Origin of the sequence: Streptomyces sp. NPDC056480, assembly GCF_042795405.1 — a bacterium.
In the GTDB taxonomy this organism is placed as follows: Bacteria; Actinomycetota; Actinomycetes; order Streptomycetales; family Streptomycetaceae; genus Streptomyces.
Map to the genome: position 1 here is coordinate 1 of NZ_JBHTSA010000108.1, position 18,772 is coordinate 18,772.

Genomic DNA, 18,772 nt, shown 5'->3' on the forward strand with positions numbered 1-18,772 from the left:
GCCCCGCGATCTCGCGGGGCGGCCCTCTCTCACGTACCGGGTCCTACTTCGCCGGTTCCGGCTCCGGCTCCTCGGCGGGCTCCGGCTCCGGGTCCACCGGGGTCTTCACCGATTCGAGGAGCAGCTGGGCCACGTCCACGACCGTGACGGACTCCTTGGCCTTGCCCTCGTTCTTCTTGCCGTTGACCGAGTCGGTCAGCATGACGAGGCAGAACGGGCAGGCGGTGGAGACGATGTCCGGGTTGAGGGACAGGGCCTCCTCGACGCGCTCGTTGTTGATGCGCTTGCCGATCCGCTCCTCCATCCACATCCGGGCACCACCGGCGCCGCAGCAGAAGCCGCGCTCCTTGTGGCGGTGCATCTCCTGCTGGCGCAGGCCGGGGACGGCGGACATGATCTCGCGCGGCGGCGTGTAGACCTTGTTGTGACGGCCCAGGTAGCACGGGTCGTGGTAGGTGATGAGGCCGTCGACCGGGGTCACCGGGACCAGCTTGCCCTCGTCGATGAGGTGCTGGAGCAGCTGGGTGTGGTGGATGACCTCGTACTCGCCGCCGAGCTGCGGGTACTCGTTGGCGATGGTGTTGAAGCAGTGCGGGCAGGTCGAGACGATCCGCTTCGCCGACTTCGGCTTCTTCGTCGACTCGTCCTCGTCGTCCTCGCCGAACGCCATGTTCAGCATGGCGACGTTCTCCTGGGCGAGCTGCTGGAACAGCGGCTCGTTGCCCAGGCGGCGGGGGGAGTCACCGGTGCACTTCTCGTCGCCGCCCATGATCGCGAACTTGACGCCCGCCATGTGCAGCAGCTCGGCGAAGGCCTTGGTGGTCTTCTTGGCCCGGTCCTCCAGGGCGCCGGCGCAGCCGACCCAGTAGAGGTAGTCGAACTCGGAGAGGTCCTCGACGTCCTTGCCCACGATCGGGACCTCGAAGTCGACCTCCTTGGTCCACTCGACGCGCTGCTTCTTCGCCAGGCCCCAGGGGTTGCCCTTCTTCTCCAGGTTCTTGAGCATCGTGCCGGCCTCCGAGGGGAAGGCGGACTCGATCATCACCTGGTAGCGGCGCATGTCGACGATGTGGTCGATGTGCTCGATGTCGACCGGGCACTGCTCGACGCAGGCGCCGCAGGTGGTGCAGGACCACAGGACGTCGGGGTCGATGACGCCGTTCTCCTCGGCGGTGCCGATGAGGGGGCGCTCGGCCTCGGCGATCGCCGAGGCGGGGACGTCCTTGAGCTGCTCCTCGGTGGCCTTCTCGTTGCCCTCCATGTCCTTGCCGCCGCCGGCGAGCAGGTACGGCGCCTTGGCGTGCGCGTGGTCGCGCAGCGACATGATGAGGAGCTTGGGGGAGAGGGGCTTGCCGGTGTTCCAGGCGGGGCACTGCGACTGGCAGCGGCCGCACTCGGTGCAGGTGGAGAAGTCGAGGATGCCCTTCCAGGAGAACTGCTCGACCTGGGAGACGCCGAAGACGGCGTCCTCGGCCGGGTCCTCCCAGTCGATCTCCTTGCCGGCCGTCGTCATCGGCTGGAGCGCGCCGAGCGCGGTGGAGCCGTCGGCGTTCCGCTTGAACCAGATGTTCGGGAAGCCGAGGAAGCGGTGCCAGGCGACGCCCATGTTCGTGTTGAGCGAGACCGTGATCATCCAGGTGAAGGACGTGACGATCTTGAGCGCCGCGACGAAGTAGGTGAGGTGCTGGATCGTGCTCAGGTCGAGGTTGTCGAGCAGCGCGATCAGCGGGTACGAGGCGAAGAAGCCCGGCTCCCAGCTCGTCACGTGGTGCTGGACGCCTTCGAGGGCCCGGAGCGTCATGATGCAGAGGCCGACGATCAGGATGACGGCCTCGACGAAGTACGCCTGGCCGGTCTTGGAGCCCGCGAAGCGGGACTTGCGGCCCGCCTTGGTCGGCTTGCTGAGCTGCCGGATCACGATGAGGGTCACGATGCCGAGGACCGTCATCAGGCCGAGGAACTCGGTGAAGATCTCGTACGGCAGCCAGTCGCCGATGATCGGGATGAGCCAGTCGGCCTGGAAGAGCTGGCCGAAGGCGTTGACGATCGTCAGGAGCAGCGAGAAGAAGCCCACCGCCACGAACCAGTGCGCGAAGCCGACGATGCCCCAGCGGTTCATCCGGGTGTGGCCGAGGAATTCCTTGACCAGGGTCACGGTGCGCTGGGTGGGGTCGCCGGTGCGGGTGCCGGCGGGCACGGGCTGCCCGAGGCGCACGAACCGGTAGATCTGCACGGTGGCACGACCGAACAGCGCGACGGCCACCACCGTGATGGCGATCGACACGATGATCGCGGCGAGTTGCATGAGGGGCTCCTCGGGCGGGCCTACTAAGCGGTAACTTATGGAGTCCGTGCTGAGATTACCCGTTCGGGGCCCCGTGCTGTAGCGGCGCTCGCGGTGATCTGTGTCGCTCAGGCAAACCTTGCCGCGCGACGCCTGCGGACTGCTGGAAGCGTACGCGCCAGGATCGTGAGATCCATCCCCAGCCAGTGGTGGTCCACATAGTGGAGGTCGAGCAGCTCGCGCTCCTCCCACGGCAGGTCCGAGCGTCCGCTGATCTGCCACGGGCCGGTCAGTCCGGGGCGTACGGAGAGCCGGCGGCGTCCCTCGCCCGCGCACTCGCGGTGCCCCGGGGTCAGGGGGCACGGCCCGACCAGCGACATCCGGCCGCCGACGACGTGCACGAGCAGCGGCAGCGCGGCCAGCGGGCTCTTCGTGCGGAAGGTCAGCATCGTGAAGGGCTCGCCCTCAAGGCCCGCCACCGTGCGGCGGCGCAGCACCGCGCCGTTGCCGCCGAGGCCGATGGACAGCGCGGTGCCCGCGATCAGGGGCGAGAGCGCGAGGAGTAGAAGGAGTCCGGCCGTCATGTCGACCGCTCGCTTCGCCGTCATGCGCTCGCACCCTTCGGCGGGAATCCTGGGATATGTCCGGACGCTTCGGACCCTCTCATGTGAACCTGGTCGAACCGGGGAACGGCACGCGCTGTGAGCGGCGGGGGCGGTGAAGAGTTGAGCCTCCTCCGCTCAGGTCTGTTGACGCAGTCCACGTCGTCATGCATCCTTGAGTCAGATCCACTCAAGTACGTCAGCTGGAGGAATCGAAATGGCACGTGCGGTCGGCATCGACCTGGGCACGACTAACTCCGTCGTCAGCGTTCTGGAAGGCGGCGAGCCCACCGTCATCACCAACGCCGAGGGTGCCAGGACCACGCCGTCCGTCGTCGCCTTCGCGAAGAACGGCGAGGTGCTCGTCGGCGAGGTGGCCAAGCGTCAGGCCGTCACCAACGTCGACAGGACCATCCGGTCGGTCAAGCGCCACATGGGCACCGACTGGAAGATCGAGATCGACGGCAAGAACTTCAACCCGCAGCAGATGAGCGCCTTCATCCTGCAGAAGCTGAAGCGCGACGCCGAGGCCTACCTGGGCGAGAAGGTCGTCGACGCGGTCATCACCGTGCCGGCGTACTTCAACGACTCCGAGCGCCAGGCCACCAAGGAGGCCGGTGAGATCGCGGGCCTCAACGTCCTGCGCATCGTCAACGAGCCGACCGCGGCCGCTCTCGCGTACGGCCTCGACAAGGACGACCAGACGATCCTCGTCTTCGACCTCGGTGGCGGCACCTTCGACGTGTCCCTCCTGGAGATCGGCGACGGCGTCGTCGAGGTGAAGGCCACCAACGGTGACAACCACCTCGGTGGTGACGACTGGGACCAGCGCGTCGTCGACTACCTGGTGACGCAGTTCCAGAACGGCCACGGCGTGGACCTGGCCAAGGACAAGATGGCTCTCCAGCGTCTCCGCGAGGCTGCGGAGAAGGCGAAGATCGAGCTCTCGTCCTCGACCGAGACCTCCATCAACCTGCCGTACATCACGGCCTCCGCCGAGGGCCCGCTGCACCTGGACGAGAAGCTCACCCGAGCCCAGTTCCAGCAGCTGACCTCGGACCTGCTCGACCGCTGCAAGGTGCCGTTCCACAACGTCATCAAGGACGCGGGCATCAACCTCTCCGAGATCGACCACGTCGTTCTCGTCGGTGGTTCGACCCGTATGCCGGCCGTCGCCGAGCTCGTCAAGGAGCTGACCGGCGGTCAGGACGCCAACAAGGGCGTCAACCCGGACGAGGTCGTCGCCATCGGCGCCGCGCTCCAGGCCGGTGTCCTCAAGGGTGAGGTCAAGGACGTCCTGCTCCTCGACGTGACCCCGCTGTCCCTCGGCATCGAGACCAAGGGCGGCATCATGACCAAGCTCATCGAGCGCAACACCACGATCCCGACCAAGCGGTCCGAGATCTTCACGACGGCCGAGGACAACCAGCCGTCCGTGCAGATCCAGGTCTACCAGGGCGAGCGCGAGATCGCGGCGTACAACAAGAAGCTCGGCATGTTCGAGCTGACCGGTCTGCCGCCGGCCCCGCGTGGTGTCCCGCAGATCGAGGTCGCCTTCGACATCGACGCCAACGGCATCATGCACGTGACCGCGAAGGACCTCGGCACGGGCAAGGAGCAGAAGATGACCGTCACCGGCGGCTCCTCGCTGCCGAAGGACGAGGTCGACCGGATGCGCCAGGAGGCCGAGCAGTACGCGGACGAGGACCACCGTCGCCGCGAGGCCGCCGAGTCCCGCAACCAGGGCGAGCAGCTCGTCTACCAGACGGAGAAGTTCCTCAAGGACAACGAGGACAAGGTCCCCGGTGACGTCAAGGCCGAGGTCGAGGCCGCGCTCGTCGAGCTGAAGGACAAGCTCAAGGGCGAGGACACCGCCGAGATCCGCACCGCCACCGAGAAGGTCGCGGCCGTCTCCCAGAAGCTCGGCCAGGCGCTCTACGCCGACGCCCAGGGCGCGCAGGCCGCGGGCGGCGACGCCGGCGCCGGCCAGCAGGCCCAGGCCGACGACGACGTCGTCGACGCCGAGATCGTGGACGAGGACAAGCCGAAGGGCGGCGCTGCCTGATGTCGGAGGAGACCCCGGGCTTCGAGGAGAAGCCCGAAGTCCCCGCCGACGGCACGCCCGAGGAGCCCGAGACCGCCGCTGCCGCCGCCTCCGCCGACAAGGCGGAGGGGGCGGCCCCGGCCGGGGACGCTACTGACGTAGCTCTGCTGGCGCAGCTGGACCAGGCCCGCAAGGCGCTCGAGGAGCGCACCGCGGACCTCCAGCGGCTCCAGGCCGAGTACCAGAACTACCGCCGCCGCGTGGAGCGGGACCGGGTCACGGTCAAGGAGATCGCCGTCGCGAGCCTCCTGAGCGACCTGCTCCCGGTGCTCGACGACGTCGGCCGGGCCCGGGACCACGGCGAGCTCGTGGGCGGGTTCAAGTCGGTGGCCGAATCGATGGAGACCGTCGTCGCCAAGATGGGTCTGCAGCAGTTCGGCAAGGAGGGCGAGCCCTTCGACCCGACGATCCACGAGGCCCTGATGCACTCGTACGCGCCGGACGTCACCGAGACGACGTGCGTGGCGATCCTGCAGCCGGGGTACCGGATCGGCGAGCGGACCATCCGGCCCGCCCGCGTGGCCGTCGCCGAGCCCCAGCCGGGCGCGGCACCGGCCAAGGACGACGCGAAGTCGTCCACGGACGAGGAGAGCGGTGCCCCCGAAGAGGGGTAGCGCGACCGACAGCACAGCGGTGACAGACCCCGGAGCAGTCCGGAAGGAGGGACGTCGATGAGCACGAAGGACTTCGTCGAGAAGGACTACTACAAGGTTCTCGGCGTCCCCAAGGACGCCACCGAGGCCGAGATCAAGAAGGCGTACCGGAAGCTCGCCCGCGAGAACCACCCGGACGCCAACAAGAACGACGCCAAGGCCGAGGAGCGCTTCAAGGAGATCTCCGAGGCGAACGACATCCTCGGCGACCCCAAGAAGCGCAAGGAGTACGACGAGGCCCGCGCCCTCTTCGGGAACGGCGGCTTCCGGTCACCCGGAGGCCCCGGCGGCGGCTCGTTCAACTTCGACCTGGGTGACCTCTTCGGAGGCACCCAGGGCGGCGCGGGCGGCGGCTTCGGTGGCGGCGGTGGCGGCATCGGGGACGTCTTCGGCGGCCTGTTCAACCGCGGCGCCGGTGCGGGCACCCGCACCCAGCCGCGGCGCGGCCAGGACATCGAGTCCGAGGTGACGCTCAGCTTCACCGAGGCCATCGAGGGCGCGACCGTACCGCTGCGGATGTCCAGCCAGCAGCCGTGCACGGCGTGTTCGGGCACCGGCGACAAGAACGGCACCCCCCGGGTGTGCCCGACCTGCGTCGGCACCGGACAGGTCTCGCGCGGCAGCGGCGGCGGCTTCTCGCTCACCGACCCCTGTGTGGACTGCAAGGGCCGCGGCCTCATCGCCGAGAACCCCTGCGAGGTCTGCAAGGGCAGCGGCCGGGCCAAGTCCTCCCGCACCATGCAGGTCCGCATCCCGGCGGGTGTCTCGGACAACCAGAAGATCCGGCTGCGCGGCAAGGGAGCACCGGGGGAGCGCGGCGGGCAGAACGGCGACCTGTACGTCGTGGTGCACGTCGACACCCACCCGGTCTTCGGCCGCAAGGACGACAACCTCACCGTCACCGTGCCGGTCTCCTTCACGGAGGCGGCGCTCGGCGGCGAGATCAAGGTGCCGACCCTCGGCGGCCCCGCGGTCACCCTCAAGCTGCCCGCGGGCACTCCGAACGGCCGGACCATGCGCGCCCGGGGCAAGGGCGCGGTCCGCAAGGACGGCACGCGCGGCGACCTGCTCGTGACGGTCGAGGTCGCGGTGCCGAAGGAGCTGGACGACAAGGCACGTGACGCTCTGGAGACCTATCGCGAGGCGACCGCCTCCGAGGACCCCCGGGCGGAGCTGTTCCAGGCCGCGAAGGGAGCGTGACCCGGTGGACGGGCGCCGACGCAATCCGTACGAACTGACCGACGAGTCGCCGGTGTACGTCATCTCGGTGGCGGCCCAGCTCTCCGGTCTGCACCCGCAGACCCTCCGTCAGTACGACCGTCTCGGTCTGGTCTCCCCGGACCGTACGGCGGGCCGTGGCCGGCGCTACTCGGCCCGTGACATCGAGCTGCTCCGTCAGGTGCAGCAGCTGTCGCAGGACGAGGGCATCAATCTGGCCGGGATCAAGCGCATCATCGAGCTGGAGAACCAGGTCGCGGCGCTGCAGAGCCGGATCGCGGAGCTGTCGGCGGCCGTCGACGGCGCGGCGGCGGCGATGCGGCAGCGTGAGGCCCAGGTGCACGCCTCGTACCGGCGCGATCTGGTGCCGTACCAGGACGTGCAGCAGGCGAGCGCGCTGGTGGTCTGGCGCCCGAAGCGCACCGGCGAGTAGTTCCGATACGGCGAAGCCCCCTCCGCGCGTCGCGGAGGGGGCTTCGCCGTTCCCGGGTTACGGGATGAGCTCCGCCACGATGTCGCCGAGCGTCTCCCACCAGGGCGCGGCGCCCGTGCCGAACGCGGCGGCGAGGGCGGTGCCGACGGCGTGGTCGAGCGGGGTGAGGGCGGCGGCCGGGTCCCAGTCGGAGTCGACCCTGCCGTCCCCGGCGGACTCGAGGGTGCCGAGCGCCTTCCCGTTCCGGGTGAGCCGGCTGTCCACGTGCGAGCAGGGGACGAGCCGGTAGCGGACGCCGTCGACGCGGACGTCCACCCGGTAGGAGCGGCGCAGCAGCCGGGCGCGGGCCGGCCTGATGACGGCGGGTTCCCCGCCCACCGTCAGCGCGAGCAGGGCGGGCTTGCGGGTGCCGATCGGCGTATGGGTGTCCGGGCGGGCCCCGGGGGCCCGTACGAGCTCCACGGTGGGCAGGTCGTGCCCGGAGACGCGGAGGGTTCCGGCGGGCCCGTCGAGGTCGATCTGTACGTACACGGTGGTGAGTTGTCCCGTTCGACGCTGGTCAGGTGTCTGGGTGGTCAGTTGTCTCCCTCGAGGATGCCCGACTGGGCGATCAGGTAGCCCAGCTGGGCCCGGCTGCCGCTGCCGAGGGCGGCGGCGAGTTTGGCGATGTGGGCGCGGCAGGTGCGCACGTTCATGCCGAGGCGGCGGGCGATGGCCTCGTCGACGTGGCCCTCGACGAGGAGTTTGGCGATGGAGCGCTGGACACCGCCTATGCCGTCCACGGAGGGGCTGTACGGGATCTCGTCCTCCCACGGCACACCGTGCAGCCAGAACTGGTCGAAGACGCCGACGAGGTACTGGACGAGGCCCTCGTGGCGGAGTTCGAGGGCGACCTGGCGGTCGCTGCGCGCGGGCACGAAGGCGACCTTGCGGTCGACGATGATCAGCCGGTCGACGATCTCTTCGAGGGTGCGCAGTTCGAGCCCGTACGGCGCGACGCGTTCGACGTAGGCCAGCGTGGCGGGATGGTGCCGGGCCGTGTGCTGGTAGAGCGTGCGCATCCGGACACCGCGGTCGAGCAGCGGCTCCATGCGCCGCAGGGCGGCTTCGAGGGTCTCGGGGCGGCGGCCGCTGCCGGGCTGGATGGTGAGGAGTTCCTCGGTGCACTCGTTGATGGCGCGGTCGAGGGCGGCGTTGATGACGCTGAGGCCTTCGAGGACCGTGATGGCCTGGGCGCCGGACGGATCCTGGGTGTGGATCGCCATGAACGGCTCGAAAGCGTCCGCGAGGGCTATCGCGTGCTGTCGTCGGACCTGTATCTCCTGCTCGATGGGGTGCACGAGCTGGTTGAGTGCGATCGACGGCGGAACGGGACGCAGGCACTGGCTGTCGTCCGGGTCCGGGTGCAGGAGGGACAGTTCCCTCAGGCAGGGGGCGGCTTCGGCGTCCGTGCGGGCTATGCGGCCGGTGCGGAGCGCACTCGCATAGAGCTCCTTGCCCACGTCGCATAGTTCACCGTGACTGTGCTTATGACCGGACTCGTCGCATTCTCGCCTCATTTGCACCCCCCTCAGGGTCATGAATTACAGGAACATGATGCCCGGGTTGGCTGGTGGAAAGGGTCGGGAGTGAGCCATCGTCTTACTCGCGGGGGGGAGGTAGTGATCAAAAGAGGTGGAGATCGGCCATGACCAGGATGGTTCGTGCACTTAGCGCCATAGCCGTTGCGGCGGCTGCTCTCGGCGCACTCGCCGTCGGCGAGCCCTCGTGGGAGAGCACCCCGGCGCATTCCGTGGCAGGGCCGGACGAGCCCTCGTGGGAGAGCAACCCGGCACACGACGTGGTGGCGGGACCCGGCGAACCCTCGTGGGAGAGCTCGCCCCGGGACGTCGTACGGGCCGCTCCCTACGAGCCGTCGTGGGAGATCGCTTCCAGGGGTGCGGGGGCGTGACCGTGCCGCCGGACGACCCCAGGTTCCGCCGGGAGATGGCTTCGGCCTACCGGTCCGGGTGGCACTTCGTCGACCTCGCCACGGCAATCCCCCACCGTGGCGACGCGTTGAAGATCACCCTCTTCGGAGAGCCGATCGTGGTGGCACGGGAGCAGGACGAGGACGTCCGCGCCTACCGCTGCCTCCGCCGTCCCCGCGGCGCCCCACAGCCCATCCGCTGTGCCATCCGGTACGGCATGATCTTCGTCAACCTCGACCAGCGGGACCACCAGCTGATCGAGCCCGAGACCATCACCGCCACCCCCCGCAGTGCCTGAGCGATTCCCCCGTCGTTGTAGATCGCTCCGGCACTTCCCCCACACAGCGGCGCCATCGCGGACCTGAAACGCGATGGCGCCGCTGTGCTGCCCGGACGCCCCTTCACGGGGCCGGGGCGTCGCCGTACGGGCCCGGACGTCCCCGTGCGGGCCCGTTTCTCTCAGGCGCGTCCCATCGCCCGCGTCAGGGCGATCTCGATGACCACCCGGTCCGGGTTCTCGGCCGGCGTGCGCCCGTAGCGCTCCGCGTAGCGCCCCACCGCGTCCGCGACGACCTCCGCCTCCGTACGGATGTGCGCGACGCCCTCCAGGGTGGCCCAGCGGCCCTTGTCGACCTGGCAGACCGCGACCCGTGCGCCGTCCGCGCCCGCCGCCAGGACGTTGGCGACCTTCCGGCTGTGCTTGTTGGTGATGACCCGGGCGTAGCCGCCCTCGGGGTCGTAGGTGACGCCCACCGCCACGACGTGCGGAGTGCCGTCCGGGCGCGGGGTGGTCAGGGTGCACATGTGGTACTCGCGCCAGAAGCTGAGGTACGAGTCGGAGGGGTTCCTCGGGTCGGTCGCCATGCACGGAAACTACCCGGGGCAGAGCTCCCTCCGACACCTTGAGCGCAATCGACTCAACTTTGTGTACCCTGGATGAGTCATAAAGGGAGAGGACCCGAAGCAACCCAGGAGGAGCACCGCACGTGGACGCCGAACTGACCAACCGGAGCCGGGACGCGATCAACGCGGCCAGCAGCCGCGCCGTGTCCGAGGGACACGCCGACCTGACCCCCGCGCACCTTCTGCTCGCGCTGCTCACCGGTCAGGACAACGAGAACATCACCGACCTGCTCGCCGCCGTCGAAGCCGACCAGGCGGTCGTGCGCGCCGGCGCGGAGCGGCTGCTCGCCGCCCTGCCGAGCGTCACCGGGTCCACGGTCGCGCCCCCGCAGCCCAGCCGCGAGTTCCTCGCGGTCATCGCCGACGCCGACCGGCAGGCCAAGGAGCTCGGCGACGACTACCTGTCCACCGAGCACCTCCTCATCGCGATCGCGGCCAAGGGCGGCCGGGCCGGTGAGATCCTCGACGCGCAGGGCGCGAGCGCTTCGAAGCTGCTCGACGCGTTCGAGAAGAGCAGGGGAGGACGCCGGGTGACCACACCCGACCCGGAGGGGCAGTACAAGGCGCTGGAGAAGTTCGGCACGGACTTCACCGCCGCGGCGCGCGAGGGCAAGCTGGACCCGGTCATCGGCCGCGACCACGAGATCCGCCGCGTCGTGCAGGTGCTGTCCCGCCGCACCAAGAACAACCCGGTCCTCATCGGTGAGCCCGGCGTCGGCAAGACCGCCGTCGTCGAGGGCCTCGCCCAGCGGATCGTGAAGGGCGACGTACCCGAGTCGCTGAAGAACAAGCGGCTGGTCTCGCTCGACCTCGGCGCGATGGTCGCCGGCGCCAAGTACCGCGGCGAGTTCGAGGAGCGGCTGAAGACCGTGCTCTCCGAGATCAAGGCGAGCGACGGCCAGATCATCACCTTCATCGACGAGCTGCACACGGTCGTCGGCGCGGGCGCGGGCGGCGACTCCTCCATGGACGCGGGCAACATGCTCAAGCCCATGCTGGCCCGCGGCGAGCTCCGCATGGTCGGCGCGACGACCCTCGACGAGTACCGCGAGCGGATCGAGAAGGACCCCGCCCTGGAGCGCCGCTTCCAGCAGGTCCTGGTCGCCGAGCCCACGGTCGAGGACACCATCGCGATCCTCCGCGGACTCAAGGGCCGGTACGAGGCCCACCACAAGGTGCAGATCAACGACTCCGCCCTGGTGGCCGCCGCGACCCTCTCCGACCGGTACATCACCTCCCGCTTCCTCCCCGACAAGGCCATCGACCTCGTCGACGAGGCCGCCTCGCGGCTCCGGATGGAGATCGACTCCTCGCCCGTCGAGATCGACGAGCTCCAGCGCTCCGTGGACCGGCTCCGCATGGAGGAGCTGGCCCTCAAGAACGAGACGGACCCGGCGAGCAGGCAGCGCCTGGAGAAGCTGCGGCGCGACCTCGCCGACCGCGAGGAGGAGCTGCGCGGCCTGACCGCCCGCTGGGAGAAGGAGAAGCAGTCCCTCAACCGGGTCGGCGAGCTGAAGGAGAGCCTCGACGAGACCCGCGGCCGCGCCGAGCGCGCCCAGCGCGACGGCGACTTCGACACCGCGTCCAAGCTGCTCTACGGGGAGATCCCGGCCCTGGAGCGGGAGCTGGAGGAGGCCAGCGAGGCCGAGGCCCAGCAGGAATCCTCGAAGGACACCATGGTCAAGGAGGAGGTCGGCCCCGACGACATCGCGGACGTCGTCGGCGCCTGGACCGGCATCCCCGCCGGCCGCCTCCTGGAGGGCGAGACGCAGAAGCTGCTGCGCATGGAGGACGAGCTCGGCCGGCGGCTGATCGGCCAGTCCGAGGCCGTCCAGGCCGTCTCCGACGCCGTGCGCCGCACCCGCGCGGGCATCGCCGACCCCGACCGCCCCACCGGCTCCTTCCTCTTCCTCGGCCCCACGGGCGTCGGCAAGACGGAGCTGGCGAAGGCGCTCGCGGACTTCCTCTTCGACGACGAGCGGGCCATGATCCGCATCGACATGTCGGAGTACGGCGAGAAGCACAGCGTCGCCCGGCTGGTCGGCGCGCCTCCCGGCTACGTCGGGTACGAGGAGGGCGGCCAGCTCACGGAGGCGGTCCGCCGTCGCCCGTACAGCGTGGTCCTGCTCGACGAGGTGGAGAAGGCGCACCCGGAGGTCTTCGACGTCCTGCTCCAGGTCCTGGACGACGGACGGCTGACCGACGGGCAGGGGCGGACGGTGGACTTCCGCAACACCATCCTGATCCTCACGTCGAACCTGGGCAGCCAGTACCTGGTCGATCCGCTGACCCCCGCGGACGTGAAGAAGCAGCAGGTCCTGGATGTCGTCAGGGCCAGTTTCAAGCCGGAGTTCCTCAACCGGCTCGACGACCTGGTGGTCTTCTCCGCCCTGGACCGGGCCGAGCTGGGCCGGATCGCGCGGCTCCAGATCGACCGGCTCGCCAAGCGGCTCGCCGAGCGGCGGCTCACCCTGGACGTCACCCCGGAGGCCCTGGAGTGGCTCGCCGAGGAGGGCAACGACCCGGCGTACGGCGCCCGGCCGCTGCGCCGCCTCATCCAGACGGCGATCGGCGACCGGCTCGCCAAGGAGATCCTCGCGGGCGAGGTCCAGGACGGCGACACGGTCCGCGTGGACCGGTTCGAGGACGGCCTGATCGTGGGGCCGGCGGGGCGCTGAACGGCCCTGAGCGGCCCTGGACGGCCCGCCCCGGCCCGCCCCGGCCCCGGGGCGGGCCGGGGCCGGTGAAGGGCTTCGCGGCCCGTACGAGGGCGGTGACCCCGTCCTCGTACGTGACCCACTCGGAGGCGTACGGCCCCTCGTTTCTCCAGTTCACGCATTTCGCGGCGGTGATTCCCCCGGGCGCACCAGATCTTGTCAGCCCGCAGCGGATCGCGGGAGGCAGGGCTTGCCACAGACCGCCCGGCATGGGGGAGGATGGCGACATCCGTACGAAGGGAAATACACGGTGAGCATCGACCCGTCCTCGATTCCGAATTTCGGGGGCCAGCCCCAGCCTCAGGCCGCAGGACCGGCGGGCCCCGTCGTCCCCGACCAGGACCTCGTCAAGCAGCTCCTCGAGCAGATGGAGCTGAAGTACGTCATCGACGACGAGGGTGACCTCGCCGCGCCGTGGGAGGAATTCCGCACGTACTTCATGTTCCGCGGCGAGGACGAGCAGCAGGTCTTCTCGGTGCGGACGTTCTACGACCGCCCGCACTCGGCCGACGACCGCGCCAAGATCCTCGACGCGATCGACGACTGGAACCGCCGCACCCTGTGGCCGAAGGTCTACACCCACCTGCACGAGGACGAGGACGGCTCCGCCACCCTCCGCCTCATCGGTGAGGCCCAGATGCTGATCGGCACCGGCGTCGCCCTGGAGCACTTCGTGTCCTCCACGGTCAGCTGGGTCCGCGCCTCCATCGAGTTCGACAAGTGGGTCGTCGAGCAGTTCGGCCTGGAGTCCCCCGAGGACAAGGCCGCCGGCGACGAAGAGGCCTGAGCCTCCCCGCACCACGACGAGAGCCCGGCCCCTTCCGAGGGGCCGGGCTCCCGTCGTCCGGGGTGGTGCGCCGGACGTCAGGCCAGGCGCTTGAGCCGGGAGACGGCCTCCTCCAGGACCTCGGTCTTCTTGCAGAAGGCGAAGCGGACGAAGGGCGCGCCGGCCTCGCGGTGGTCGTAGAAGACGGCGTTCGGGATGGCGACGACCCCGGCGCGCTCGGGCAGCGAGCGGCAGAAGGCGAAGCCGTCCTCGGCGCCGAGGGGGCGGATGTCGGTGGTGACGAAGTAGGTGCCGGCGGGCTTGTAGACCGCGAAGCCCGCCTGCGCGAGGCCCTCGCTCAGCAGGTCCCGCTTGGCGGAGAGCTCCGCGCGGAGGGTGTCGAAGTACGCGGCCGGAAGGCGCAGGGCCTCGGCGATCGCGTACTGGAACGGGCCGGAGGACACATAGGTGAGGAACTGCTTCGCCGAGCGGACCGCGGAGGTCAGCTCCGGGCTCGCGGTGATCCAGCCGACCTTCCAGCCGGTGAACGAGAACGTCTTGCCGGCCGAGCCGATGGTGACCGTGCGCTCCCGCATCCCCGGCAGGCTCGCGATCGGCAGGTGCTCGGCGCCGTCGAAGACCAGGTGCTCGTACACCTCGTCGGTGACGACGAGCAGGTCCCGCTCGACGGCGAGCTCGGCGACGGCGGTCAGCTCCGCCCGGGTGAGGACGGTGCCGGTGGGGTTGTGCGGGGTGTTGAGGAGGATCAGCCGGGTGCGGTCGGTGACGGCGGCCCGCAGTTCGTCGAGGTTGAGGACGTAGGACCCGTCGTGGGGCCGGAGGGTGACGGGGACCCGGGTTCCTCCGGCCATCGCGACACAGGCGGCGTACGAGTCGTAGTACGGCTCCAGGGCGATGACCTCGTCGCCCGGCTCGACGAGGGCGAGCAGAGCCGCGGCGATCGCCTCGGTGGCGCCCGCGGTGACGAGCACCTCCGTGTCGGGGTCGTAGTCGAGGCCGTACCGGTCCCGCTGGTGGTCGGCGATGGCCGCGCGCAGCTCGGGGACGCCGGGGCCGGGCGGGTACTGGTTGCCGCGGCCGTCCCGCAGCGCGCGGACCGCCGCCTCCCGGATCTCCTCGGGGCCGTCGGTGTCGGGGAAGCCCTGACCGAGGTTGATGGCCCCGGTCCTGGCGGCGAGCGCGGACATCTCGGCGAAGATCGTCGTCCCGAACTCGGCGAGGCGGCGGTTGAGCGGCGGTCGTGTCATGACGGCCATCCTGCGGCGAAGCTCTGGACTTCCTCAAGTGCGCTTTGACGGGGTGCGCCTGAGGGAATCTCCCTCGCACAAGAGAACGGGGGTAGTACTGATGGAACTCTTCTTCGTCATCCTGGGCATCGCGGTCTTCCTGTGGCTCGTCAGCATGTTCCGCGGCGCGTTCCGCAGCGCGCCGCGGCGGCGGCGGCGCTCGGGGTCGGGCAGCGGCAGCGTCACGTGGGCGGACGGCGGTGGCGGTAGCAGCTGCAGTGGCGGCTCCAGCTCCTCCTGCGGCGGGTCGTCCAGCTGCGGTGGCGGCGGTGGCGGCTGCGGCGGTGGCGGCAGCTGACCACCCGAGTGGCTGACGGCTCCGCAGGCACGTGGCACGTGACGTGGGCAATCAGAACAGACATGTCGATCAGTTCTGATTGAACAAGTGAACTGTGGGGTCCCCGAAGGGGTTGGAAAACACAGCAAGTTGGGTAAAAACGCTGCGAGTCGTCCGGCGTCCGTGGTTCTCTCGCTCCTGACAGAGACAGCCCTCGGACCGTGTGTGGACCCGAGCCGGCGATTCCCACTGCCGTTGAACCCTTCTCCGGGGCGCCCCCGGCCCACCCGTCAAACCGTGTTTGCGGAGCCGACCCATGCTCACCACCCTGAAAACCTCCTACACCGATACCCGCGCGGCCGATCTGGCCTGGGCCCTCGGGCGCGAGCCGTTGCCCGCCCTCGCCGTGCTCGACCTCGAACTCTCCGGCGCCAAGCTGCAGTTGAGGCTGCTCGGCGCCTCGCACCAGGTGCTCCTGGAAGAGGAGGGCCGCAGCTGTTCGGAGACCGTCGCCTGCATGCCGGGCAGCAGCACCCCGCTGCCGCTCGGCGTCTCCAAGCGCTTCGGCGAATGGGAGTACGAATTCGCCGCCCGCGTCGAGACGCTCTCGCACGGCTCCTTCGCGGGCCGGGCGCAGGAGCTGCTGGCGCTCGTCGCCGACCATCCCAACGGACTCGCGGGGACCTTTCCCGGCTCCCCGCACGCCTTCACGGCGATGCTGGCGCAGCGCCACGAGGGCCAGGTGCGCTGGCGCACCTGGCACGCCTACCCGCAGGAAGGGCAGTTGGTGGTGACCAGGACCCGTATCGGCGTACGTATGCCTGCAACGCTCTGATACGCCCTCCCGGCGCTCCAGATCCACTCGTGTGGGTGACAAGGGGCGCCCAGGTCGTGACGTAGCGTTACGGTCATGATCGAGCCGACCGTGACCATGCCACCCAAGAGGGTGCGGCGTGCGCCCGTGCGGCGGCCCGAGCCGCCGCGCGAGACGGTGCGGTTCCCGGTCCTCGCGGTGGTCTTCGTCTGCGCCGCCTGCGGCCTGGTCTACGAACTCGAACTGGTCGCGCTCGCCTCCTACTTGATCGGCGACTCGGTCACCCAGGCCTCCGTCGTGCTCTCCGTCATGGTCTTCGCCATGGGGGTCGGCTCGCTCCTCGCCAAGGCGCTGCGCTGCCGCGCCGCCGTCGGCTTCGGCCTGGTCGAGGCCGGGCTCGCGCTCGTCGGCGGCACCTCGGCGATGGTGCTGTACGCGGCCTTCGCCTGGTTCGGGGAGTCGCGGTACGTCCTCGTGGCGTTCTCGCTCGCCATCGGGGTGCTCATCGGCGCGGAGATCCCGCTCCTGATGTCGCTCATACAGCGGGGCGACCGGCCGGGCCGGTCCGGGCGGAAGGCCTCGCTCGGGGAGCAGGACGACGCCGCCGGGACCGTCGCCGACCTCTTCGCCGCCGACTACGTCGGCGCCCTGGTCGGCGGCCTCGCCTTCCCCTTTCTGCTGCTGCCCTGGCTCGGCCAGCTCACCGGCGCCCTCGTCACCGGCGCGGTCAACGCCGTGGCGGGCGGCGGCCTCGTCCTCTGGGTGTTCCGCCGCGACCTGACCGCCCGCTCCCGGGCCCTGCTCGTCGCGGTGAACGTGTCGGTCCTCGCCGTCCTCGCCACGGCGACCGTGCTCGTCGACGACTTCGAACAGGCCGCGCGCCGTGCGGTGTACGGGGAGCGGGTGCGGGTCGCCGTCCACACCGAGCTCCAGGAGATCGTCGTGACCGGGGGCCGCGAAGGCCCGCCCGACCTGTTTCTCGACGGCCGCCTCCGGGTGGCGGGCCAGGACGAGTACCGCTACCACGAGGCCCTCGTCCACCCCGCGATGAACGGCCCGCACGCCCGCGTGCTGATCGTGGGCGGCGGGGACGGGATGGCCGCCCGCGAGGCCCTGCGCTACCCCGGGGTCCGCTCCGTCACCGTCGTCGAACTCGACCCGGGCGTCGTCCGCCTCGCCCGGACGGACCCGGCCCTCGCCACGCTCAACGCGCAGGCGTTCCGGGACCCGCGCGTCCGGGTGGTCTACGCGGACGCCTTCCACTGGCTGCGGGGTGCCACCGGCCATCTGCAGGAACGGTACGACGTGGTGATCTCCGACCTGCCCGACCCCGGAATCACCCCCAGCGCCAAGCTGTACGCGCAGGAGTTCTACGGACTCGCGGCCCAGGTCCTGACCCCCTCCGGACGGTTCGCCGTGCACGCCGGGTCCGTCACCGACCGGCCCCGCACCTACTGGACCGTGGACGCCACCCTCCGCGCGGCCGGCTTCGCGACCCGCCCCTACAGCGCGAGCGGCCGCACCCCCGGCTTCGCCGCGGGACCCGACCGCGCCGACAGCGCCGACGGCACGGGGCGGGGCCCCGGCGACTGGGGCTTCCTCCTGGCCGTACCGGGCAGCCGTCCGCCCGCCCTGGGCCTCGCCCCCGACGCGCCCCGGCTGCGCTCGCTCGGCGAGCACACCCTGGAGGCCGCGGCGCGCCGCGCCGAGCGCGGCCGGGGCGCCGAACCGCCCCCGTCGACGCTGGTGCACCCGCGGTACGGAGGCTGAAGGAACCGGTTCCGTGCCGAACGGGCGACGCCGCGCCCCCGTCTGAGTAGGCTCGGCTTCCATGGAGCATGAGGTGTTCGTCCCGGTCCCGGCCGAGGTTCTGCGTGCGACGCTCACGGACCCGGCCCGGGTGGTGCGCTGTGTCCCCGGTCTCCAGCGCGACGCCGACGCGGACGCGGGCCCCCTGACGGGCCGGCTCAAGGTGCGGGTCGGCGGCAACACCATCACCTACCGGGGCGCCCTGAAGGTCGTCGAGCGGGACGGCGCCATCACCTACGAGGGCCATGGGACCGAGGCCCGGGGCAAGGGCACGGCGGAGCTGTCGCTCACCGTCGTCCTCACTCCGGTGGCCGAGGGCACCAGCCTGAGCTTCACCGGCGCCCTGACGGCGGCCGGCCGGCTCGCCGAGGCGACTGACGAGGCCCGGTCGACGGCCGGCGCGCGGATGCTCGACAAGTTCGTGGAGGGGCTGGCCGCGCTGGCGGAGCAGCCGGACGCGGAGGCGGCTCCCGAAGAAGCGGCCGCCGCTGCCGATGAGGTCGTCGAGCCCGACTCCGACGACGACGGCGTCGACGACGGTGTCGAGGAGCCGCGCCGGAGTGCCGTCTTCGACGCACCGGTGCCGCCGCCCTCTCTCGACCCCCTCCTGGACGAGGGCTTCGGTGACGCGCCCATCGAGTTCCCCGCCCCGCAGCCCGCCGCCGAGGCCGCTCACGCCCGCCGGACGATGATCGGCCGGAGCGCCGAGGAGGTCGACCACGCGCCGCCGCGCGGCCGGTACGCCCCCGTGCCCGCGCCCGAGGCGTCGAGCGCCGGTGCCACCCTGCGCTGGATCGCCCCGGCCGCGGCCCTCGCGCTCGCCTCCGCCGTGGTCGTCGGCCGGGCACTGCGCCGACGCCGCTGACACGGTGGCCGGGCCGTGCGCCGACGCCGCTGACACGGTGGCCGGGCACT

17 protein-coding genes are annotated in these 18,772 nt (G+C 70.7%); 11 read left to right on the forward strand and 6 right to left on the reverse strand.

The genetic code is table 11. The features are described from left to right. Window positions 1-43: 43 nt before the first annotated feature. Together ACFQ79_RS32430 and ACFQ79_RS32435 are read right to left on the reverse strand one after the other, a co-directional pair. Window positions 44-2,305 (reverse strand): (Fe-S)-binding protein, encoded by a 2,262-nt coding sequence (locus ACFQ79_RS32430; protein ID WP_073908274.1) that lies wholly within the window; start codon window positions 2,303-2,305, stop codon window positions 44-46. A gap of 107 nt (window positions 2,306-2,412) precedes the next feature. After that, window positions 2,413-2,892, reverse strand: a complete 480-nt coding sequence (locus tag ACFQ79_RS32435; protein ID WP_383590093.1) for a sugar transferase — start codon at window positions 2,890-2,892, stop codon at window positions 2,413-2,415. 211 nt (window positions 2,893-3,103) lie between these two features. Between ACFQ79_RS32435 and dnaK the strand changes: the two genes are divergently transcribed. From dnaK to ACFQ79_RS32455, 4 genes are read left to right on the forward strand one after another with little or no spacing between them, the layout of a single operon-like run. Further along, the gene (gene dnaK, locus ACFQ79_RS32440) at window positions 3,104-4,951 is read left to right on the forward strand and encodes a molecular chaperone DnaK (RefSeq protein WP_055602963.1); all 1,848 of its coding nucleotides are present in this window, start codon (window positions 3,104-3,106) and stop codon (window positions 4,949-4,951) included. After that, window positions 4,951-5,604: a nucleotide exchange factor GrpE gene (gene grpE, locus ACFQ79_RS32445; protein WP_329280400.1), complete on the forward strand. Its 654-nt coding sequence runs from the start codon at window positions 4,951-4,953 to the stop codon at window positions 5,602-5,604. The genes dnaK and grpE overlap by 1 nt, the downstream gene beginning before the upstream one ends. A 57-nt stretch (window positions 5,605-5,661) precedes the next feature. Continuing rightward, a complete protein-coding gene (gene dnaJ / locus ACFQ79_RS32450) occupies window positions 5,662-6,843 on the forward strand; it encodes a molecular chaperone DnaJ (protein WP_266966905.1) in 1,182 nt (393 codons plus the stop codon). Window positions 6,844-6,847: 4 nt separating this feature from the next. Next, the gene (locus tag ACFQ79_RS32455) at window positions 6,848-7,294 is read left to right on the forward strand and encodes a heat shock protein transcriptional repressor HspR (RefSeq protein WP_266893630.1); all 447 of its coding nucleotides are present in this window, start codon (window positions 6,848-6,850) and stop codon (window positions 7,292-7,294) included. A 57-nt stretch (window positions 7,295-7,351) separates the two neighbouring features. Here the strand turns inward: ACFQ79_RS32455 and ACFQ79_RS32460 are convergent, their stop codons facing one another. After that, the gene (locus ACFQ79_RS32460) at window positions 7,352-7,825 is read right to left on the reverse strand and encodes a hypothetical protein (protein WP_383590096.1); all 474 of its coding nucleotides are present in this window, start codon (window positions 7,823-7,825) and stop codon (window positions 7,352-7,354) included. Window positions 7,826-7,869: 44 nt separating this feature from the next. Continuing rightward, on the reverse strand, window positions 7,870-8,874 hold the full coding sequence (locus ACFQ79_RS32465) for a helix-turn-helix transcriptional regulator (protein ID WP_383590097.1): 1,005 nt from the start codon (window positions 8,872-8,874) through the stop codon (window positions 7,870-7,872). Window positions 8,875-9,241: 367 nt separating this feature from the next. Here ACFQ79_RS32465 and ACFQ79_RS32470 point away from each other — a divergent pair, with 367 nt between their 5' ends. Continuing rightward, window positions 9,242-9,562, forward strand: a complete 321-nt coding sequence (locus tag ACFQ79_RS32470) for a hypothetical protein (protein WP_030323603.1) — start codon at window positions 9,242-9,244, stop codon at window positions 9,560-9,562. Window positions 9,563-9,723: 161 nt separating this feature from the next. On the opposite strand, the gene ACFQ79_RS32475 is transcribed toward ACFQ79_RS32470, so the two are convergent. Next, entirely contained in the window at window positions 9,724-10,128 is a 405-nt protein-coding gene (locus ACFQ79_RS32475) for a pyridoxamine 5'-phosphate oxidase family protein (RefSeq protein WP_030323601.1), read from the reverse strand. A 122-nt stretch (window positions 10,129-10,250) separates the two neighbouring features. Here ACFQ79_RS32475 and clpB point away from each other — a divergent pair, with 122 nt between their 5' ends. Next, entirely contained in the window at window positions 10,251-12,845 is a 2,595-nt protein-coding gene (gene clpB / locus ACFQ79_RS32480; protein ID WP_383590099.1) for an ATP-dependent chaperone ClpB, read from the forward strand. Window positions 12,846-13,134: 289 nt separating this feature from the next. Further along, window positions 13,135-13,671 carry a YbjN domain-containing protein gene (locus ACFQ79_RS32485; RefSeq protein ID WP_383590101.1) on the forward strand — a complete coding sequence of 179 codons (537 nt, stop codon included), beginning with the start codon at window positions 13,135-13,137 and terminating at the stop codon, window positions 13,669-13,671. A gap of 77 nt (window positions 13,672-13,748) precedes the next feature. Here ACFQ79_RS32485 and ACFQ79_RS32490 read toward each other — a convergent pair whose 3' ends face one another. After that, window positions 13,749-14,918: a pyridoxal phosphate-dependent aminotransferase gene (locus ACFQ79_RS32490; protein WP_383590103.1), complete on the reverse strand. Its 1,170-nt coding sequence runs from the start codon at window positions 14,916-14,918 to the stop codon at window positions 13,749-13,751. A gap of 100 nt (window positions 14,919-15,018) precedes the next feature. On the opposite strand from ACFQ79_RS32490, the gene ACFQ79_RS32495 reads away from it, so the two are divergent. The 4 genes from ACFQ79_RS32495 to ACFQ79_RS32510 all read left to right on the forward strand — a co-directional run bounded on the left by ACFQ79_RS32495 (window position 15,019) and on the right by ACFQ79_RS32510 (window position 18,722). Then, complete coding sequence (locus ACFQ79_RS32495; protein ID WP_383590105.1) at window positions 15,019-15,255, forward strand: hypothetical protein; 237 nt, start codon at window positions 15,019-15,021, stop codon at window positions 15,253-15,255. 295 nt (window positions 15,256-15,550) lie between these two features. Continuing rightward, window positions 15,551-16,069, forward strand: coding sequence for a DUF2617 family protein (locus ACFQ79_RS32500; protein WP_383590107.1), 519 nt, complete (start codon window positions 15,551-15,553; stop codon window positions 16,067-16,069). Window positions 16,070-16,144: 75 nt separating this feature from the next. Continuing rightward, entirely contained in the window at window positions 16,145-17,818 is a 1,674-nt protein-coding gene (locus tag ACFQ79_RS32505) for a polyamine aminopropyltransferase (RefSeq protein ID WP_383590109.1), read from the forward strand. Between the two features lie 61 nt (window positions 17,819-17,879). Then, window positions 17,880-18,722, forward strand: a complete 843-nt coding sequence (locus ACFQ79_RS32510) for an SRPBCC family protein (RefSeq protein ID WP_383590111.1) — start codon at window positions 17,880-17,882, stop codon at window positions 18,720-18,722. The last annotated feature ends 50 nt before the right edge of the window (window positions 18,723-18,772 follow it).